Source organism: Flavobacterium arcticum (assembly GCF_003344925.1).
GTDB classification, from domain to species: Bacteria; Bacteroidota; Bacteroidia; order Flavobacteriales; family Flavobacteriaceae; genus Flavobacterium; species Flavobacterium arcticum.
Window position 1 is genome coordinate 199629 of sequence record NZ_CP031188.1, and the last position, 19223, is coordinate 218851.

At 34.5% G+C, this 19223-nt stretch carries 18 protein-coding genes; 7 read left to right on the forward strand and 11 right to left on the reverse strand.

Features of this window, described 5'->3' with window-relative positions:
* Positions 1 to 101 precede the first annotated feature (101 nt).
* The gene (locus DVK85_RS00880; protein WP_114676624.1) at positions 102 to 455 is read right to left on the reverse strand and encodes a winged helix-turn-helix transcriptional regulator; all 354 of its coding nucleotides are present in this window, start codon (positions 453 to 455) and stop codon (positions 102 to 104) included.
* 115 nt (positions 456 to 570) lie between these two features.
* On the opposite strand from DVK85_RS00880, the gene DVK85_RS00885 reads away from it, so the two are divergent.
* Positions 571 to 1170 (forward strand): nitroreductase family protein, encoded by a 600-nt coding sequence (locus tag DVK85_RS00885; RefSeq protein WP_162845321.1) that lies wholly within the window; start codon positions 571 to 573, stop codon positions 1168 to 1170.
* Between the two features lie 6 nt (positions 1171 to 1176).
* Positions 1177 to 1473: a putative quinol monooxygenase gene (locus DVK85_RS00890; protein ID WP_114676625.1), complete on the forward strand. Its 297-nt coding sequence runs from the start codon at positions 1177 to 1179 to the stop codon at positions 1471 to 1473.
* Between the two features lie 86 nt (positions 1474 to 1559).
* On the opposite strand, the gene DVK85_RS00895 is transcribed toward DVK85_RS00890, so the two are convergent.
* The 4 genes from DVK85_RS00895 to DVK85_RS00910 form a co-directional block, all read right to left on the reverse strand.
* Positions 1560 to 2498, reverse strand: coding sequence for a transporter family protein (locus DVK85_RS00895; protein WP_114676626.1), 939 nt, complete (start codon positions 2496 to 2498; stop codon positions 1560 to 1562).
* 6 nt (positions 2499 to 2504) lie between these two features.
* Positions 2505 to 3554, reverse strand: coding sequence for a cytochrome-c peroxidase (locus DVK85_RS00900; RefSeq protein ID WP_114676627.1), 1050 nt, complete (start codon positions 3552 to 3554; stop codon positions 2505 to 2507).
* A gap of 53 nt (positions 3555 to 3607) precedes the next feature.
* Positions 3608 to 4432, reverse strand: coding sequence for an MbnP family protein (locus tag DVK85_RS00905; protein WP_114676628.1), 825 nt, complete (start codon positions 4430 to 4432; stop codon positions 3608 to 3610).
* Positions 4433 to 4575: 143 nt separating this feature from the next.
* A complete protein-coding gene (locus tag DVK85_RS00910; protein ID WP_240339590.1) occupies positions 4576 to 4962 on the reverse strand; it encodes a hypothetical protein in 387 nt (128 codons plus the stop codon).
* A gap of 89 nt (positions 4963 to 5051) precedes the next feature.
* Between DVK85_RS00910 and DVK85_RS00915 the strand changes: the two genes are divergently transcribed.
* Together DVK85_RS00915 and DVK85_RS00920 are read left to right on the forward strand one after the other, a co-directional pair.
* Positions 5052 to 5483 (forward strand): Spy/CpxP family protein refolding chaperone, encoded by a 432-nt coding sequence (locus DVK85_RS00915; protein ID WP_114676629.1) that lies wholly within the window; start codon positions 5052 to 5054, stop codon positions 5481 to 5483.
* Between the two features lie 80 nt (positions 5484 to 5563).
* Entirely contained in the window at positions 5564 to 5926 is a 363-nt protein-coding gene (locus tag DVK85_RS00920) for a hypothetical protein (protein ID WP_114676630.1), read from the forward strand.
* Positions 5927 to 5972: 46 nt separating this feature from the next.
* Here DVK85_RS00920 and hemL read toward each other — a convergent pair whose 3' ends face one another.
* The 4 genes from hemL to DVK85_RS00940 form a co-directional block, all read right to left on the reverse strand.
* Entirely contained in the window at positions 5973 to 7262 is a 1290-nt protein-coding gene (gene hemL, locus DVK85_RS00925; protein WP_114676631.1) for a glutamate-1-semialdehyde 2,1-aminomutase, read from the reverse strand.
* Between the two features lies 1 nt (position 7263).
* Positions 7264 to 8130: a glucosaminidase domain-containing protein gene (locus DVK85_RS00930; protein WP_114676632.1), complete on the reverse strand. Its 867-nt coding sequence runs from the start codon at positions 8128 to 8130 to the stop codon at positions 7264 to 7266.
* Positions 8127 to 9026, reverse strand: coding sequence for a 1-aminocyclopropane-1-carboxylate deaminase/D-cysteine desulfhydrase (locus tag DVK85_RS00935; protein WP_114676633.1), 900 nt, complete (start codon positions 9024 to 9026; stop codon positions 8127 to 8129). Before DVK85_RS00935 ends, DVK85_RS00930 begins: the two co-directional genes overlap by 4 nt.
* 212 nt (positions 9027 to 9238) lie before the next feature.
* Positions 9239 to 10420 (reverse strand): glycosyltransferase, encoded by a 1182-nt coding sequence (locus tag DVK85_RS00940; RefSeq protein WP_114676634.1) that lies wholly within the window; start codon positions 10418 to 10420, stop codon positions 9239 to 9241.
* A gap of 175 nt (positions 10421 to 10595) precedes the next feature.
* Between DVK85_RS00940 and DVK85_RS00945 the strand changes: the two genes are divergently transcribed.
* From DVK85_RS00945 to DVK85_RS00955, 3 genes are read left to right on the forward strand one after another with little or no spacing between them, the layout of a single operon-like run.
* The gene (locus DVK85_RS00945) at positions 10596 to 13685 is read left to right on the forward strand and encodes a hypothetical protein (protein WP_114676635.1); all 3090 of its coding nucleotides are present in this window, start codon (positions 10596 to 10598) and stop codon (positions 13683 to 13685) included.
* On the forward strand, positions 13685 to 14917 hold the full coding sequence (locus DVK85_RS00950) for a hypothetical protein (RefSeq protein ID WP_114676636.1): 1233 nt from the start codon (positions 13685 to 13687) through the stop codon (positions 14915 to 14917). The genes DVK85_RS00945 and DVK85_RS00950 overlap by 1 nt, the downstream gene beginning before the upstream one ends.
* Positions 14904 to 16454 carry a glycoside hydrolase family 2 TIM barrel-domain containing protein gene (locus tag DVK85_RS00955; RefSeq protein ID WP_114676637.1) on the forward strand — a complete coding sequence of 517 codons (1551 nt, stop codon included), beginning with the start codon at positions 14904 to 14906 and terminating at the stop codon, positions 16452 to 16454. The genes DVK85_RS00950 and DVK85_RS00955 overlap by 14 nt, the downstream gene beginning before the upstream one ends.
* Here the strand turns inward: DVK85_RS00955 and DVK85_RS00960 are convergent.
* On the reverse strand, positions 16437 to 17639 hold the full coding sequence (locus DVK85_RS00960) for a glycosyltransferase (protein WP_114676638.1): 1203 nt from the start codon (positions 17637 to 17639) through the stop codon (positions 16437 to 16439). The genes DVK85_RS00955 and DVK85_RS00960 overlap by 18 nt on opposite strands.
* Before the next feature lie 81 nt (positions 17640 to 17720).
* The gene (locus DVK85_RS00965) at positions 17721 to 18983 is read right to left on the reverse strand and encodes an MATE family efflux transporter (RefSeq protein ID WP_114676639.1); all 1263 of its coding nucleotides are present in this window, start codon (positions 18981 to 18983) and stop codon (positions 17721 to 17723) included.
* Positions 18984 to 19223: the final 240 nt, after the last annotated feature.

The window sequence follows — 19223 nt, forward strand, 5'->3', positions numbered from 1 at the left end:
TTATATTATTAATACCAAAACAGGTTATCCTTTGGACAACCTGTTTTTTTATTTAATCTACTCTCTATGACTTAATAGATACTACAGTAAAAAACAGAACCTTATACCTCGCTCACTTCTTCTTCAGTATAATTTTCAACTACAAAAACACCCCAATCTGCAATTGTGTGTAATAACGGAATTAGTGTTTTTCCAAAATCAGTTAATGAATATTCTACTTTTAAAGGTGGTTTTGTGGTATACACCTTTCGTTGAATTACACCATCTTCTTCTAAATCCTTTAGTTGCAAACTAAGAGTTCTTTCGGTTACCCCATCAATTTTTTTTCTTAATTCACTATATCGCAAAGGCTTATCTATTAAATAATACAAAATAACGGTTTTCCATTTACCGCCAATAATTCCCATTGTAACACTTGTACAACAAGGATATTCTTTTCCGTTTACTTTATACATACTCATAAAATTTAGTTAAAAATTAAACTATACTTTTTAACCGTTCTTGCACAGCAAATAAACTATAATTAGTTTTGTAGCTATAAAAAGGATAGTTTAATTTAAAAACAAAAATATGAGTTTTATTCAATCTATGCAACACCGTTATACAACTAAACTGTATGACAACACAAAAAAAATAAATCCTAAAAAAATCGAAGAGCTAAAAGAGATTTTAAGGCTAAGTCCTTCTTCTATAAATAGCCAGCCTTGGAAATTTTCGTTTATATCTGATAAAGAGACTAAAAACGAACTCGCAAAAGCCTCTTTTTTTAATGATAAAAAGATTCTTAATTGTGACACAGTAGTTGTATTTAGTAGAATAGATAGCACAGAATTATTTGAAGATCAAATTGCAGAAACACTACCCCAAGGTGCTGTTGATTACTATAATCAGGTTTTAAAGCCAAATCCTGATGAACAAATAAAAAGATGGTTTGACAAACAAGTTTACTTGGCATTAGGTGTATTTTTAAGTGCTTGTGCAGAGATGGAAATTGACTCTACCCCAATGGAGGGCATTGAGCCTGAGAAATACAATAAAATATTAGGGTTAAAAGGTTATCATACACTAGTAGCTGTTGCTATTGGGTATAGAGATACTGAAGATTCTAACCAAGTTGATAAAAACCCTAAAGCGAGGATAGCAAAAAACAAAATAATATATTCAATATAAGTAACTATGTCAAATCAACAATTAACAATCGTAGCCAAAATTTTAGCTAAAGAAGAAAAAAGAGAACTCGTGAAAACCGAGTTGCTAAAATTAATTGAAGTTACAAAAGCAGAAGAAGGATGTATAAATTATAATTTACATCAAGATAATGAAAATAAGAACTTATTTCTATTCTATGAAAATTGGGCAAATAAAGAATTATGGCAAAAACATATGAATACCCCACATTTAGCAGACTATATAAAAGCAACAGAAGGTGCTGTACTAGAGTTTACTATAAATGAAATGACGCTAATAAATTGAAAAACGTTTTTAGAAAAAAAGACATCAATTTCATAGATTTATACTACAACTAGTGTTCTTTTAATGAAATTGGTGCCTTTAATTATTTATAAACTATAATTAAGATTAACTGACCATCGATAATTAGCCTCAACTTTACCACCTGTAAGGTTTTGACTTATAGGTACCATAGCATTAAGCCCTACCGAGAAACTACCATAGCCTGCCTCTACCCCTGCTTTACCAAAAAGTATATCGCCTTTGGTATTGGGCAACTCTTCTCCAAATTGCTTGTTAGCGGCATAATCTTCTCCTGCCAAGCCTAGCTGTGGCACTAGCGTATATTTTGGCTGCTCTATTACATAAAACAACGTAGTAGCATAGTTCCATTGGTTACCAAACTGATAGTTATCACTATTCTCTGTTTTAATAGAATAATTTAGCATTGTGTTTAAACCTAGTTTTTTACGTTTCAAAACATACTCAGCTGCCAACACATAATCCCAACTACCTGTACCTAACTGAAAACTCGGGTTTACACTACCATTATTAGCTCCGTTATATTCGCCCGTAGGCATTTTAAGCCCTCCTCCTGCTTGTAACGTATGATTGTAAACCGTAGAGTCCTTTTGAGTTCTATATACCGTGTACAAGCCTAGTATGGTAATATCACCCAGTCCGTTTATCTCTTGGTGCCCTGTAGAAAGTTCTCTAGTATGAAAATGGTAAGGCACTTGTGCTGATATCTGAAACTTTTCAGAGAGCGGAATGCGCGCCCAAAGTTGCATGGTATTAAAGTTCTCATCTACCCATGGAGAGTTATTAAAAACCCCATCGCGACTAGTATAACTTTGATAAAAATAACGCACTCCAACAAAGTTTTGATTTAGCATAGAGCTAAACCCCATACCCCCACCACTTGCTGAGCAACCACAAGCATCGCAATCATCAAAGAGGTCTAAGTATTGCTTAAAATTAGGTGGTGGTGTATTGGCACTCATAAACTGAGAAACCAATATTATAAATAGTATAATATATTTTTTCATTACAAATTATGTTTGATAATAAAACAGTGGGTTATTAATAAACTCTTCATCAGTAAGTGTTTTTAAAAAAGCAATAAGTGCTTCTTTTTCTTCATCTGATAGTGATATACCCAATGTTCCGTTATTGTTAAGTATCGGATCAAGTGTTTCGGAATGCACTACTCCCATATCATAAAAATTAAGTACTGATTGTAATGAACCAAAACGTCCATCGTGCATATATGGTGCTGTAAGCTCTACATTACGCAAGCTAGGTACTTTAAATTTGTATCTATCTGTTGCAAAGCCCGTAACAGTTTCACGACCTAAATCGTTAAGGTTAGGGTTGGGAGGTAATCCATTATTACGAAAAGTACTATCGGTAAATAAATCGGTAATATGACAGGAAGCACACTTCTGCTGAAAAACATCCATCCCAAACAACTCTTGCTCATTAAGATCTCCGCCTAGTTCATTACGCACATATTTATCATAGCGCGAATCCGCCGAAACCATCATTGTCATAAACTGCCCTAAAGCTTTCAGTATATTACCAGATGTTATTTGCCCTCCTTCAAAAGCTTCATTAAATAACTTTACATATTCTTTATCCTGTATTAACTTAGTTGCAATATCTTCTAAATCTTCATCCATTTCTACAGGATTATGAATGGGTGCTATAGAGAGCATATCTATAGTATTAGAAGCTCCGTCATAAAAATATTCTGACTGAAATGCCATATTTTGCACTGCAGGTGCATTACGTGTACCTTCTTGGTCATATATACCGTGGCTAAACGTATGCCCGTGGTGTGTAAATGCGGTTGCTTGTTCATGACAGAAAGAGCAAGAGATAGTATTATCGCCAGATAAACGACCATCATAAAATAGCTTTCTACCCAACTCAAATCCTTTTTGCGTAGGATAATTATGTTCTATATCCTGTGCTAAAGCAGGGAAGTTAGCAGGAACTTTAAAATCAAGTTTTTCATTAGCGGCTACAGGTTCATAACCCTCATCATTAGCACAAGACATGGCAAACAATGCCACGAGCACGACCGTAATAATTTTTTTCATATATAAAATATTTAAACCTGCCCATACAAGGGCAGGTTTGTTCTTAAAAAAAATTATTCGTCGTGGCTACCCGTACCATTATGAACGTGGTCTACCGTAAACATTTTTAGCGAATTACCTGCAATAGTAATTAAGTTTTCGCCACCCATTATTGCAGTTGCTGTACCTGCTTGGTTAATGTTATCATACAGAGAGATTTTAGCATCACCATCAAGCAATACATTAGCATCAACTTTAAAGTGTATACTTGGTGTTTCTGTTTGTCTTACACGTGCCGTAGTAGGCAGCGTTAAAGTAACTTCTCTATAGTTATCTGTAGCTGTATTACTACCTTGGTGTACTTGGTATGCTAGCGCCTCTGTGTTATGTGATGAAGTGTAAGTCCCTTCAAAATTAATAAATCGATAACCTGTACTCCATGTCCATGTTAAATCATTGGCAGCAGCTAAATCCCAAAAACTTTGTTGCGCTGTTTCGCCTTGTAAATAACGCTGAGCATCTACTCCGATACCAAATTTTATAGTTTTATAGTCTCCTGCTGGGAAATTTTCTAAATGAATAGTTTTAAGTCCGTTTTCTTCGCTTACTACAAAGTAGCTTTCTTCTTTAGGGTAAGTAAATTCGTTACCATCGGAATCAGTAAGTACAAAGTTGCTCACGATATAATTAAAACGATTTATCGTTAAGCTTTCATTATTAGAATTAGTGTAGGTGTTTCCTAAAATAAGAGCATCGCCTGCCACACCGTTATCAAAGTAAAGTTCTACTTCACCATAAGTACCGCCTATTACTTCGGTAGTATCATCATCATTACTACATGAAAGGGTACAGAAAGCTAGTGCTGACAATGCAGCGAATTTTATATATTGAAATTTCATTTTGTTTTTTTATTATTTAAGTTAATTTAAAATATGAGGTATGATACTTTTATAAAGGCACAACATTAAGTTGCCCAATATAAAAATGCGCACACAATTACTGCAAAACACTAAATGTATTTTGCGAAAAAATAAAGGTTAACTTAAATAAAAATGGGAGGGTGAAAAACGGATACTACAGCCAAGTGTGAATAGAAATTAGCGTATGCCGTTGACTGAACATAATCAGTAGCAGAGAAGTCGCTTTTAAAAGTAAAAGCAAAAACCGGTTGATAAAAAAGCACTTCTGTTTCGTGGTGTAGTGATTTTTTTTCAGATATCGGTGTTTCTTCCTCTGATGCTTTGGCAAGCTCTTTCATTAAGTGACATTTACCATTACATTTAAGTTCTGGTTCTGCCTTATTCTCACATAATTCATTGGCTATATAATCATAATTAACAATGTAGTCAAAAACTGGTAAAACCGGCTTTAACAACAATAATAACGCGACTATGAACAATGCTTTTTTCACTTTGCAAAAGTACTTCACAAAAGTTTTTAAAAAAAATAATATTTCATAAATTAAACCTTATTACTTATATGACGTCTTATACTTATAAACTTTAAAACAATAATATTATGAGAACATGGATTTTAGCAGCAGTTATGATGATGGGATTATCTGCAATAGCACAACCTGGAGATTCTAGAAGAGAAAAAAAACTAACTCCTGAACAAAGAGTAGAGTTACAAACAAAAAAAATGACCCTAGAGTTAGACCTTACTGAAAAACAACAAAAAGAAGTGAAGCAACTGCTTACTAAAAAGAGTAACGATCGTGAAGAACTTATGGAAGAACGCAAAGCAAAAAAAGAAGAAGGTGAAAGACTTACATCAGATGAGCGTTTTGCAATGCAGAGTACTATGCTTGACGAAAAAATTGCTATGAAAAAAGAGATGAAAAAGATACTTACTCCTGAGCAATTTGAAAAATTTGAAGAGATAGGCGAAAAGAAACAAGAAAAAATAACAAAAAGAAGTAAAAATCTTAAAAAGCACGATAGAGAGTAATTTTTTAATGTTAAAGTTTTGTGTTGTTTCAAAATTTAATTAGATTTGGTTTCATAAACACTAAACAAATATTAGTTACTATGAAAAAAATAATTGCTCTTTTTGCCATGATGCTGGCTTTTGGCTATACTGCCAATGCACAACAGAGAAAAGCTACAGCTGCTGTACAACAGACAAGTGTAGATGAAACTGCTATCAAACAAGCTGGAACAAAAGATGTTAAAGCATTAGCTGAGTTTATAGAACTTAGTGCCGATGAAAAAACAGCTTTTCAAGGTCTTTTTGAATACAAGCACCGTACTCTTGCTGATAAAAACTTAAGTCAAGAACGTAAAGACATTCTTGCTGAGCAGATTAAATTAAAAATTGAAGCAACTATATCTAGCGATAGAGTTGAGAAATTAAACAAGAATCCTAAGTTAATGAATATACTTACTCATTAATAGTTAATAGATCAATAATTAAAAAGCTCCCAATTGGGAGCTTTTTTTATTTAAGGTTGTTAGCTACTTTACCAACAGCTTCTATAGTATAATCAATATCCTCATAAGTGAGGGCATCGGTAATAAACCATGTTTCGTATGCCGATGGTGCAATATAAACACCTTCTTGTAAAAGACCGTGAAAGAACTTTTTAAAGGTTTCGTTATCTCCATTAGCTGCGGTACTAAAATCGGTTACAGGAGTTGCATCAAAATGAACTGATATCATAGAACCTACTCTATTAATAGTATAAACTACACCCGTAGTATCAAGCTTTTCTCTAATACCTTTCTCTAAATAAGTTGTTTTTTCGTCAAGCCTTTGGTATATGGCACTATCAGTGTTTAAAGCTTTCAACATTTCAAGTCCAGCAGCCATTGCTAACGGATTACCTGATAATGTACCCGCTTGATAAACGGGTCCTGACGGTGCGAGATAATCCATTATTTCGTGACGTCCTGCAAAGGCCCCTACAGGAAGTCCTCCTCCTATAACTTTTCCAAAGGTTACAATATCGGCTTTTACGCCAAATAATTCCTGCGCTCCGCCTTTTGCTAAACGGAAACCTGTCATTACCTCATCAAATATTAATAAAGTACCGTTAGCGTCGCAGAGGCTGCGTAGCCCTTCTAAAAAACCTTTACTAGGAGGAATACAACCCATATTACCCGCAACAGGTTCTATAATAATAGCTGCAACACTATTAGGATTTGCTTTAAATAGTGCTGCTACATTATCTAAGTCGTTATACTTAGCTAGTAGTGTATCTTGTGCTGTACCTTGTGTTACACCAGGGCTATTTGGTGTACCGAAAGTAACTGCTCCACTACCCGCTTGTATTAGGAATGAGTCTGAATGACCATGATAGCAACCTGCAAATTTTATTATTTTATCGCGCTTTGTATAGCCTCGTGCCAAACGTACTGCACTCATACAAGCCTCTGTACCTGAATTTACAAATCGAATTTTATCTATATTTGGTACCATTGCTACGGCAAGCGTTGCAATTTCGGTTTCTAAAGCTGTAGGTGCTCCAAAAGATGTACCTTTCTTAGCACGCTCTATAACAGCATTTACAACAGGCCCATAGGCGTGCCCTAATATCATAGGCCCCCATGAGTTAATGTAATCTATTAATCTATTATCATCTTCATCATAAAGATAAGGACCTTTAGCTTCTTTTATAAAAATTGGGGTTCCGCCTACGGCTTTAAATGCACGTACAGGAGAGTTAACACCGCCAGGAATTACCTGAGATGCTTCGGCAAACAGGCGACTACTTCTTTGATATAACATTTTATTTTACTTTTAATACTTGACCTATAGAAAGGGCATTACTATTTAGACCATTAAGCTGTTTAAGCTCATCTACGCTCAAATTGTGTTTTCGTGATATGGAGTATAGTGTATCGCCTTTTTCTACCCTGTGTGAACCTGCTCCCACAGATGTATTTTCGGCTACTTGATTATCATTATTACTTGGTTTAGGTGTATAATTGTTACCTAATACTTCAGCGTCATACCTATCAAGTTCATAGCGTTCTATAATTGATATTAGCTTATTAGGATATTTAGGGTCAGTAGCATAACCCGCTGCTTTAAGCCCACGCGCCCATGCTTTATAATCGTCTTTATCCAATTTAAACAAGGATGCATACCTGCCTCGTGTAGTTAAAAATAGCGAATGATCATTATACGATTCGGCAGGGTCATTATATTTTCTGAAACATTCTTGCTCTGCATCATCATCATGATACACTGCTTCGCCTTCCCAACCTGTATGACATTTAATACCAAAGTGATTATTAGCGGTAACACATAGTGTACCTCTACCTGCGCCAGATTCTAATACACCTTGTGCCAATGTAATACTAGCAGGTATACCATGATTACGCATATTACTTTGGGCTATATCCTTAAAATCATATATATATTGTTTTACAACATCGGCATATACTACTGTTTTTGATGTTGATTCAAGTACTTCCGATTGTTTCTTGTTACTATTGTCTTTATTACTTGTTACCGCACTGCGTTTAGTTGCTACTTTACTTTTTCGTGAGGTACGTGTTTTGGCAGTGCCGCTTTTCTTTCTACTGGTGTAAGACGAACCACAACTAACCATTAAACTTAAAACTATAAGTGCTAAAATCTTTTTTATCATTTATCTCTGGTTTTAATTAGAGGGAGTTTCTTTCTTGTTAACTCCCTGTTCATTCCTGAAATTCCTTGCAACCCTCCTGTGTGAATTAATAAAACTTCGGCATTATCAGGAAAAAAATTGTTGTTAATTAAATCTATAACGCCAAAAACCATCTTTCCTGTATACACAGGGTCTAGTGAAATGTCTGTTTTTTGAAAAAAATCATTTATAAAGCCTACTAATTCGGTATTTACTTTACCATAACCACCAAAATGATAATCTTCAATAAGCTGCCAGTTATCCTGTTGCGCAAATTTAATAATATCTACCGATAATCCTGCATTTTTAAGAGCTGGAAATCCTATAACTTTTTGATGTGGTAATGCTGTATTAATAATCCCAGAGATAGTGCCTCCTGTACCTACCGCACAAGCTATATGAGTAAAATTATTATCAGTTGCTGTTAATATTTCTTCGCAACCTTTTATGGCTAATTGATTAGTACCTCCTTCGGGGACAAGATAAAAATCGCCAAACATCTGCTTGAGCGATTTTATATACTCTGGGTTAGTTTTGTCTCTGTAATCTTCGCGACTTATAAAGTGAAATTGCATACCGCACTCTCTTGAAAAACACAATGTAGGGTTATCGTTTATTTTATCTTCAATCTCTTCACCCCTTATTACGCCTATGGTTTTAATGCCATACTCTTTTCCTGCAGCAGCTGTAGCAGCTATATGGTTAGAATATGCTCCTCCAAATGTAAGCAACTGCGTTGCATGTTGCTTTTGTGCTTCGAGTATATTGTATTTTAGTTTCCTAAATTTATTACCTGAAATGTGAGGGTGTAACAAATCTTCTCGCTTTATAGTGAGTTTTATGTTTTTAGGAAAGTTTAGAGGTATGGGCTGGTTCATTTTTATACTATTCTAAAACAACAAAAGTACTATAATAACCCTTTATGCATTTTTATTTAGAGTGTAAAGATTATATCACTCATAGAAAAATAATCTAAAACCATAGTTTTCACTCAATATATAAACAAGTAGAAAAACAGTATGTACGCAAAAACGCTCGGTTACCATCCGAGCGTTTTCAAAATTACCAACTAAAAAAACATCATGAAATATTATCTATAATGAAAGGCTATTTGTCCTATTTGCCCTATTATTTTTAACGAATCTTTAAACGATAGCTTAGAACCATCGGCATGAATCCAACGATTAAGAGGTTTTTCGCAAAGCATTGCTTGTGCCTCCTTAAGCCCATATATATTTCTCATTCTCATAAAAATCTCAACATCAAAAAGCCATTTGGTTAAAAACTTTTTTTGGAAAGTTTCTTCAACCACTTTTCTGGTCATAATTTTAGCTCCACATTGGGTATCTCTAAACTCCATACCCAATGTTTTCCTGATTATGAAATTTATACTCATGCTAATTACTTTACGTGCTGACTCTTTTGTAATATCGGCACCTATGCGTGAAATTCGAGAACCACTTACTACTTGATAGTCTGAGTTTGAAATTGTTTTTACCAAATCCTGAAAATCAGCAAAATCTGTAGAAAGATCGGCATCTAGAAAACCTATATAGTCAAACTGGCTTTGTTCTGCAAGATGTAGCATACCAAGTCTTACCGCCTCTGCTTTACCGCCATTCTTCTCACAGTCATATATGCTTATGTGATCTTCATTACCTTTTCGTAATTCTTTAAGCACTTCTAGTGTATTATCTTTACTACCATCATTTACAAAACATAAATGATACCCTAAATTTTTATTTACAAATCGTTTAAAATCATCTCCCAACAAACGCTCTTCCTCATTATAGCATGGTATAACCACACCTATACATGTTTCTTGTATAAATTTTTCTTTTGTATCAGCACGCTTTATATTACTACCACCACCTATTAATCTTTTTACACGAATAGCAATCTCGTTAAGACTTAATGGCTTTTTCATGTAATCGTTAGCGCCAAGTTCAAAGCCTCTTTCTATAATTTCTTCATCAAGGTTACCTGATAATATCATTATAGGGGTAGCATCTTTTCTTATATTTCTTAAATAATTAATAAGATCTAATCCTGGTGCTTTTTCATCAAATGTAATATTCATATACCCTTTTTCATCTTCGGGAGCAGAAGGCATATTCATATCTGCAATTAATAAATCTGGAGCAAAATCATCAAACTTTGTTACGGCATCAATTATATTATTAGCTCTTTCTACTTCATACCCTTGATCAGTAAGGGCTTTTTCTAAAGACAGAAGTACTAATTCTTGGTCATCTACAATTAAAATTTTCATGGTTGGTATTTTTTAGTTATGATTTCTGATGCAAATATACACTGAATAACAAGTAGTTAATCTCAAATTTAGACTATAACCTGTTTTATGTCGATGAATGGTCATATTCTTTAGACGTATCATTTTATGTTAACATCTTATATTTGTTATCTTTACTCTATACGATAATTGCAACGTGAAAGAAACCACTAATAAATATTTACTTTCGGCTCTCTTAATAGGGGTTATCTTCCATTCTGTATTGATACTCTTTACATTAGAGAATACATATGATGCGCTAATACATATGTTTTTTGCCAACCATTATGCCAATAGCTGGTGGGAACCATGGAGCTATAGTTGGTATACGGGCTTTACAGTAATGGGCTATCCGCCCTTAGCACATCAAGCTATTGCCTTATTTTCTTACATAGGTGGGTTAAAATTTGGCTTGTTTAGCGTTGCTATTATAGGAGTAATACTATTTATTACTGGTGCGTTTAGATTTACATTACTCCTTACTGGAAATAGAACTGTTGCTGGATATGCATCTATAATAGCAGTATTCTCCTCCTCTTTTGTCGAAACACTACATATATTTGGGCAATTGCCCAGTATTATAGGCATATCGGTACTCATGCACGCCATGCCCGAAATTTATCTTTGGCTGCGCTCAGGTAGAAAGCGATATTTGTTTACATCGCTCTCTCTTATAGCAGTAACGGTTACATCGCATCATGTCACCCCTATATTTGGGATGATATTTTTTATATTTCCGCTTATTGGAATGGCAGTAATGGACGGCGCACGCGATAAAGTAAACAGTTATAAAGAAGTTACTCTTAGATTATTTTTTAAAAGCCTCTTTGGTTCTTTAAAGCGTATTATACTATTTGGCGGAAGCTCTCTATTTTTAATCGTATTTTGTATTTTACCGTATTGGGTAAACTCTAAAAAAAACCCGATTACCCAAGTACCCATACCGCATGGCAGTCGTGATAACTTTATAGAGGTAACCTCATCGGGGTTAATGTTTTTTATTATCCCTTGGGGTATTATACTATTCTTGTTACCCTATATTTTTTATAGGTACTTTAGTAAACGATATATCTTTTTTGGGCTATCTCTAGCATTACTTACCGTATTAGGTACAGGAGGAACTACCCCAATACCACTAAAAATATTAGGTGAAACCGCTTTTAATATACTTACACTAGACCGCTTTACCCTATGGGGCTCTATTATGAGCCTACCCATGATGGGTGAGTTTGTATATCGCCTCTCTGAAGGCGATCTTAAAGAGACCTTGCAAAAACGTTTCGGTACACTATACCACCGCATTGTAGGAGGCTTATTTGCAGGAGCTTTCCTTTTTATGGCATTTTTTACAGTAAGTCTTGGCTATTTCCGACCGTTTCAGCCACAAAAAATAAATATGCTGCCCATAGTTAATTTCCTGAGCCAAGACCAGCATGATAAGTGGCGATTTTTACCATTGGGCTTTGGCGACCAAATGGCATATTTATCTACCCAAACCAATGCCATGACGGTAGATGGTAACTACCACTCGGCAAGACGATTGCCCGAGCTGACATCGCGCGCAGTAGAACGATTAGAAAATTCTAAATTTAGAGGCCTGGAAGGTATTGGCTCATTACAGCAATTTTTAACCGTACCCGAAAAGTATAACTTGAAGTATGTTTTCTCTAACGATAAATTTTATGACCCTATACTCTACTTTTGCGGATGGCATAGACTTAGCCAACTTGAAAACGGGCTTATGGTGTGGGAAAAACTAAATGTACAACCCCTGCCCAAAACACTCCCAAAAGATGAAGTTCCTGTATATTTAAAGCTCATGTGGGGCATTATACCCTTACTCACTGTGGTTATTGCCTTTTTCTTGAATATTCAATTAATATGGCTACAGGCTTTAAAAACACGAATACTCCCCCAGCCTGCTTTTTTTAAGTATAGTGTGTCTTACAATATTTTCTCTAAACCTTTACTATGGATTAATAAATTATGGATAGTAATAGTCCTAATTATTACGGGTATAAGTCTTTACTTTATATACCTGCACAATGCATCGCAAGTTAGTGCTAAAAATGTAGTAAAGGCATATTATGACGCATTAGACTTTAAAGAGTTCAATAAAGCATATTCGTATATTGTACCCGATGAAAATTACCCTGTTTCACAGTTCTTACTAGAATTTTCAGTATCTGATGGGATATTAAACTCGTATGGCAAAATTGATGGCATTACCATAGAAATGATAGAGTCTAGTAGTAAAAAAGTAAAACTTAAAGCCAAAATAAAATGGATAACCCCTCTCGAAATAATTAATACTGAGAATATTCATTCTGTCGAAAAAATAAAAGGAAAGTGGTATATAGTACCTAATAAAAAAGACCCCGATATTCCGCCAGATCAGTTTATAAGTGATAATAAAACGTTGTACTACAAGCAAGGAAGACGACGAGTAACCACACAGCAAACGCATCATGAAGATGTTTTGAAACAGCCTGAACTCGAAATACTTTCGGCTAAACTGATACAATATAATAATGAGTACATGATTATAGGCGAAATACAGAATATTGATAATATACCTGCCGACGTGGTACTGAAAGCTACATTATATGATAAATACAATAATAAAGTAGCTACATTTAATGCTAAAAATGTGATTAAGCATAAATTATTACCTAAAGAAGTTACAGGCTTTAAAGTCAACTTTGAAGATATAGCTTGGATTGATAAAACATCTGTTAAACCCGAAACGTTTAATCCTGATGAGTATGCTCCTGCTACTATTGATAGTGTACCACAAAGTTTTAATATACAGAGTGCAGGTAATGTGGCTACTAAAGACCTTTATACTGATGTGAGTATTACCAACTTAAAAATTACGGATAACAAACTTACAGGAACATTATATAACTTCGGGTTGCAAGAGGTAACAGTACCCGAGTTACTTGTTTCGTACTATAATGAAAATAAGGAACTGATATATATTGATCATTTTTATATTGAAGAAGGTGTACGTATACAGCGCAAGCAACATTTTACCTACCCTTTACTAGACCTTACTGATACGACCATATTAAACGAATCGTTAGAAAAATGTTTTGTAAATGGTTTACAAAATAAAGAATTGGCAAATACTATTGTTCCCGATAGAATTAATGAACATCAAAAAATAGGATTGCAAAAGGTAGATGGTAAAGGCTATTCGTACATAAAAACAGAGTTAAACAACTTTATCGGCAACCCCAGATAATGAGAAAGAAACTATACATAACATTTTTTTTAGTAGGCTGCTGTGTCTTACTGCTCTCTTTTATAAATAAGAGAGAAAAAAATAATGTCACTACTTTCTCATTACTTACTCAACAAAAAACGTATAAAGCAGGTAGCCCAATAATGCTTACATTCAAATCATCATCTAATGTAGTAACTTCGTTATTACTAAAATCATCATACGGAAGCGTTTTGCTAAATGCAACAAAAAGTAATGACACACTCAACTATATAGTCCCTAAATTCTATATCCAAAAGGCAGGATATATATCGTGGGTGCTTATAGGGAATGATAAGCACATACATAAAGGTAATTTTGATATTATTCCTGAAGATGATATACGTATAGAAAATTATTTAGGACCACGGAGTATGCCTGCCGGAGATGGTCATTATACTATGATGGTGAGTATACCGACTGACCGTTATGACAACCCAAAACCCGATGACACTCCTACTATCATAAAAACACAATTTTTAGAAAATATTACAGAGCAAAGCATACCTACTAAAGATTTTATAAGTTGGAAACGCATCTACTCGCCCGAAAAAGCAGGAAAGATAATTACATCGGTAGCGTGTATGGGTAAAGAAACTAAGGAAACCGAAACAGATGTATATGCCACCATACCCACCAACTTTACAATTGATTACACCAGAAATCACGCCTTTTCCGATGGTAATCAAGCTACTACACTAACCTCTTCAATTATAAAAGATAAATTTGGTAACACGGTAGGCGATGGCACGATGGTTACTTATATAGCTACTACTACCGAAAATGCTGTTTTAAAAACATACGGGAATACCGTGCAAGGTATTGCACAAGCAGATATACTAAGCCCTGAACACGCCGATGTTTATACCGTGAAAGCTTACATAAACGGTATGGCAGAAAGTAATACCGTAAATATAAAATATAAACAGGTAAAGACCTCGATAGACTATACCTTATCTGACGATAAACGTACTGTTACAGTAGGAGCTATTAATAGTTTTATGAACCAAATTGCTCCCGATGGTACAACGGTAACACTACAGGTATATCATAAAGGTAAGCTCGTAGACAGTAGTAACGAATATACCCGCAAGGGTATGGCAGCGTTTACACTATCGGAAGAAGTGTATAAAGAGAAAGAATACAGTTTTGCCATTACCGCTTTAGGAAATACAGTCACAACGGAAATAATACATTACAATGCAGGTAAATAATAAAAACATATATAAAATACTATTGCTCGCCTCTTTTGTAGGGATTAATATACTTCTACTTTTTGGTTTGAGTAATATACTGGGCTACCTGAACACAGGCGCAGAAAGAACCTCGATGCTACACTTGGAAAAAGAAACGGTAAATACTTATTTGCCTAAAGTAAAATGGACAAGCCTTGAGAACCCTGGACGTAAGATGGAGCAACAAACCCTCTCTGAAATAGAGAAAGACTATCTTTTTGCATGGCACATTAGGAATAATGCTTTTAAGACAAATAGTAAAGAAGGCATTGCCGATTTTTACACCGATAGTTCGCGAGTAAACCTCTATAAAATTATAGACCATAACACAAAACAAAATACTACAATAGAGAGTACTACCATCGCTCACAACCCTAAGCTGGAGTTTTATAGTGCTGATGGGCAACTGGTGGTATTTACCGATAAAAATGTAGTGGAATATCAAAATATATTTCAGGAAAAGAAATTAATTTCATCTATAAAAGACACGGCTACTTACAAAGTATTGATGCTACTAGAAGATGGCTTTTGGCGCATACGCCATATAAAGCGTATAGACAAAGAAACCGTGACAGATAACGCAGCTATTGCTAAGCCAATATATACGGTATCAGGTAAAAAAATACTAAATAACAATAATGAGTTTACCATTAAAGGAATAAACTATTACCCTAAAAATTCGCCATGGGATATGTATGGCGAAAAGTTTAATACTGATACCATAGCCCAAGACTTTGATATTATTAAAAATGCTGGACTAAATACCATACGTATTTTTGTGCCTTATGAAGCTTTTGGAAAAGCAGATATCATCCCTGAAAAGATAGAGAAGCTAGAAAAAGTATTAGACTTAGCTGAAGAACAACAACTAGCAGTAGTAGTTACTCTATTCGATTTTTATGGTGATTATTCTATAGAAAGCTGGACACTTACCCATCGTCATGCCGAAAAAATTATAACCACATTTAAAGACCATAAAGCAATATTGGCTTGGGATATAAAAAATGAACCCGATCTTGATTTTGAAAGCAGAGGGCAAAATAATGTTTTAGCATGGTTAAAAAATATAATTCCGTTAGTAAAACAATGGGATGCTAATCACTTAGTAACTATAGGCTGGTCGAATACGGATGATGCTATACGCCTTAATGACTTGGTCGATTTTGTTTCCTACCATTACTACCAGGATATTAAGTATTTTTCTGATAAACAAGATGTGTTGCAAGATGCAACCAAAAAGCCTGTTATATTACAAGAGTTTGGAGTATCATCTTATAACGGGTTTTGGAATTGGTTTGGTAAAGATGAAGATGACCAAGCCGAATTCCATAAAAAAATGCAAGCTATTTTTAAAGAAAAACAACTTGCATTTATATCCTGGACGCTTTATGACTTTGGTAGCGTACCCACTGCTGTAGTAGGAAAAAAACCATGGGTAAGAAACAAACAAAAAGAGTTCGGGTTTATAGATGTTAAAGGCAATAAAAAACCTTCTTACTTACATATCACTTACTAATTCTTTCTCCATTTTATTGCCTTGTAACGCTTTAAACTGTTGCAAATACATAGCTGCTATTTTATCCATAGATAGTGCCTGTGCAGCATTATAGTTTGCCATAGCAATTTCCTGTCTATAAGTATCATTTGTTAATATACTTCCTATTGCTAAGGCTAATGATGCAGTATTATCAGGATTAAAGAACTCCCCTCTGTAACCTTCATCTTTAACAAGGTGTGCAAGGTCACCAAGATCTGGCATTACTACTGCTTTACCATAGCTACCTGCCTGATGCAGCACCCCTGAGCTACCTGTAGTTGCTGTATAAGGAAATACTACCACTGTGCTCTCTGTAAAAATACGCTCTACATCATGCTCTTCTACATAACCTGTAAATACAAGTCCTTTTACATCGCTATATTTTTGCTTTACACTTTCTAGATATCCTGGTGTGTTAGGACTATCGGTACCAGCTATAACTATTTCTATATCATTCATGCCTTGGGCACGCAATATTTTGGCAGCCTCAATCATTATTTCAACTTTTTTGTAGGTTCCGAACTTACCGAAAGCCATTATTTTTTTAGGCCCTTCCGGTAACGTAAAATTTGGGGCTTTTACAGTTTCGAAAGAGCCATGTGGAATTAAAACCACGTTATTCGATTTATATTTTTCATTTAGTATTGTTACATATTTTGTAATAGTAACTGCCACAACGTTGGCCTTAAGGATACAACGTGTTATAGATGAGCCTATAAATGAATATATTTTTTTCAGGAACTTATTGTTTGAAAAACCTGCTTCTTCAAGATCTACCGTTTCCATTATATTGTGTAATAACACTACGGTTTTAAAACCTGCAAAACGTAATAACATTGGTAATAATAGCCCTAAAGCTGCTGGTATTTTTTTATCTCCAAATTTCACAAATTGTAGGTTAAAAAGTATAGCATCGGGCTTTTCTGATAGTACTGCTCTAAAAACAGATACTATGGTCTTATAACTATTAAATGACCAGCATTCTTTTACCTTTACTTTATCACTATTCTCAAAATCGAGTTCTTTAGGAGCTTTTGTTTTATCGGTAAGTAAAACCAGCTCACTAACCTCTTCTTCATTTACAAAATTCTTTACCAAGTGATAACCATATTCATTTAGCGTCACTTTACTTGGCGGAAACGATGTTACTACTGCTACTTTCATAATTGGTAATTTTTTAAGTTTGTTAGGTCAAATTTAATTCACCTATAGAGTGTTATGGGTGTATTTTCGATGAGTGGAAGTTTAGTTAAGGTGAGTGTTCTTTTTACCGTGATAAAAGAAAAAACATAACTGAAATAAAAAAAGGATAAGCATAGCCATAATCTGAACTTGTACTACTTGCTCTAAACTATCGTGAAAAAACACAATAAGCCCTATTTGGGTTAAGCCCAGTAAACCTGATACTACTACAGGGAAATATTGCCCTATAGAAAGGAAGTAATAAGCAAAAATATTAGCTATTGCAAAAACTGAAGTTGCCAGTGCATACTGCCATAATAAAGGTGCTATAGCAATATAATCGTTACCAAACATAAGTTGCACAACTAGTGTAGGGAATAAAAATGCTCCTAGCACTATAACTGTTGACAGCACTGTTATATAACCCACATATTTTAACAAAATGGGTTTTGTATCAACTCCTTCTTTCTTTAAGCGTATTACTTTAGGGAGTAATAGCATTACAAACATCCAAGCTACAAAATAGACTACTCTGCCTATGAGTGCCAGCGAAGCATATAATCCTGCCTCTTCACTCTCAAAATAATGTTTGACTAATAGTATATCGCTATTATTTATTATTATCTGTGTAAGTTCATAAAAAGCTGTAAGTACAAAAAAAGTGACTATTGGTTTTGTATCCAGTTTTTCAGCTTGTGCTATTGTTGTGTTTATAATCACTCTTCGCTTAAAAGGAATAAGTCCGAAAAACAGGGATAATAAAATACCTACCGAAACCAGTACAGAGGTGTTTATAAAACTGGCAGCAAATAGTAGCGCTAATGTAATAAAGAGCCTACTAATCATTTCTGCCTGATAGGTTATTGATAATTTTTTCAAATCATCTTTTCCCTGATACCCTCCTCTGTTTATACTCATAATAAAGTAGATAGGGAGTCCCGCCCCAAATATGATAAACATTAAAGAGCTTTTTGTATTAAAAACAGTTTGTAAATACTGCGATGATACCGCTATGGCTATCCCTGCCAGCGTACCTATTATAATTGCTCTTTTCGACATCCATCGCATAAATAAGGTAAACTTACTTTCGTGGAATAGTACTGCATATTTTGCCGTTACTATTTGAAATGTCATACCTATAAACGATACTATAAGCAAAAACGTGATAAGTACAGCAGCATCGGCAAATGCGGCAGGACCTAATATACGCCCCAATAGTAAATTATATAAGTAGTTACCGCCATTCACTACAAGTATAGTTAACATGAATGACTGCTCTTTAGTAAGGTTTCGCAATGTTGGTAAAAAGGTTTGAATAGCTTTCATCACAGAAATGTTTTAGTTTGGATTTTATACTGCAAATATCCAATAGACAACTATTATTCTGTAATATCTTCGTTAAAAGCCATTTAACTATAGATGAGCTGCTTATAACTATAGGTAAGAGTATGTAACAACTTAAAGCATAAAAATACTGAGATACACCGCTAAATAGTTCGCTTTTTAGCAGCAAACACTCAAGTTTAGGAAAAATTAATCTCGTGGTTTCTATCAAACACAGCTTAT

Coding starts and splice junctions, on each gene's coding strand:
- DVK85_RS00935 (WP_114676633.1), bottom strand. CDS start 9,026: ATGAACCAGCCCATACCTCTAAACTTTCCTAAAAACATAAAACTCACT.
- hemL (WP_114676631.1), bottom strand. CDS start 7,262: ATGTTATATCAAAGAAGTAGTCGCCTGTTTGCCGAAGCATCTCAGGTA.
- DVK85_RS00900 (WP_114676627.1), bottom strand. CDS start 3,554: ATGAAAAAAATTATTACGGTCGTGCTCGTGGCATTGTTTGCCATGTCT.
- DVK85_RS00950 (WP_114676636.1), top strand. CDS start 13,685: ATGAGAAAGAAACTATACATAACATTTTTTTTAGTAGGCTGCTGTGTC.
- DVK85_RS00920 (WP_114676630.1), top strand. CDS start 5,564: ATGAAAAAAATAATTGCTCTTTTTGCCATGATGCTGGCTTTTGGCTAT.
- DVK85_RS00930 (WP_114676632.1), bottom strand. CDS start 8,130: ATGATAAAAAAGATTTTAGCACTTATAGTTTTAAGTTTAATGGTTAGT.
- DVK85_RS00940 (WP_114676634.1), bottom strand. CDS start 10,420: ATGAAAATTTTAATTGTAGATGACCAAGAATTAGTACTTCTGTCTTTA.
- DVK85_RS00890 (WP_114676625.1), top strand. CDS start 1,177: ATGTCAAATCAACAATTAACAATCGTAGCCAAAATTTTAGCTAAAGAA.
- DVK85_RS00960 (WP_114676638.1), bottom strand. CDS start 17,639: ATGAAAGTAGCAGTAGTAACATCGTTTCCGCCAAGTAAAGTGACGCTA.
- DVK85_RS00965 (WP_114676639.1), bottom strand. CDS start 18,983: ATGAAAGCTATTCAAACCTTTTTACCAACATTGCGAAACCTTACTAAA.
- DVK85_RS00905 (WP_114676628.1), bottom strand. CDS start 4,432: ATGAAATTTCAATATATAAAATTCGCTGCATTGTCAGCACTAGCTTTC.
- DVK85_RS00895 (WP_114676626.1), bottom strand. CDS start 2,498: ATGAAAAAATATATTATACTATTTATAATATTGGTTTCTCAGTTTATG.
- DVK85_RS00955 (WP_114676637.1), top strand. CDS start 14,904: ATGCAGGTAAATAATAAAAACATATATAAAATACTATTGCTCGCCTCT.
- DVK85_RS00880 (WP_114676624.1), bottom strand. CDS start 455: ATGTATAAAGTAAACGGAAAAGAATATCCTTGTTGTACAAGTGTTACA.
- DVK85_RS00885 (WP_162845321.1), top strand. CDS start 571: ATGAGTTTTATTCAATCTATGCAACACCGTTATACAACTAAACTGTAT.
- DVK85_RS00915 (WP_114676629.1), top strand. CDS start 5,052: ATGAGAACATGGATTTTAGCAGCAGTTATGATGATGGGATTATCTGCA.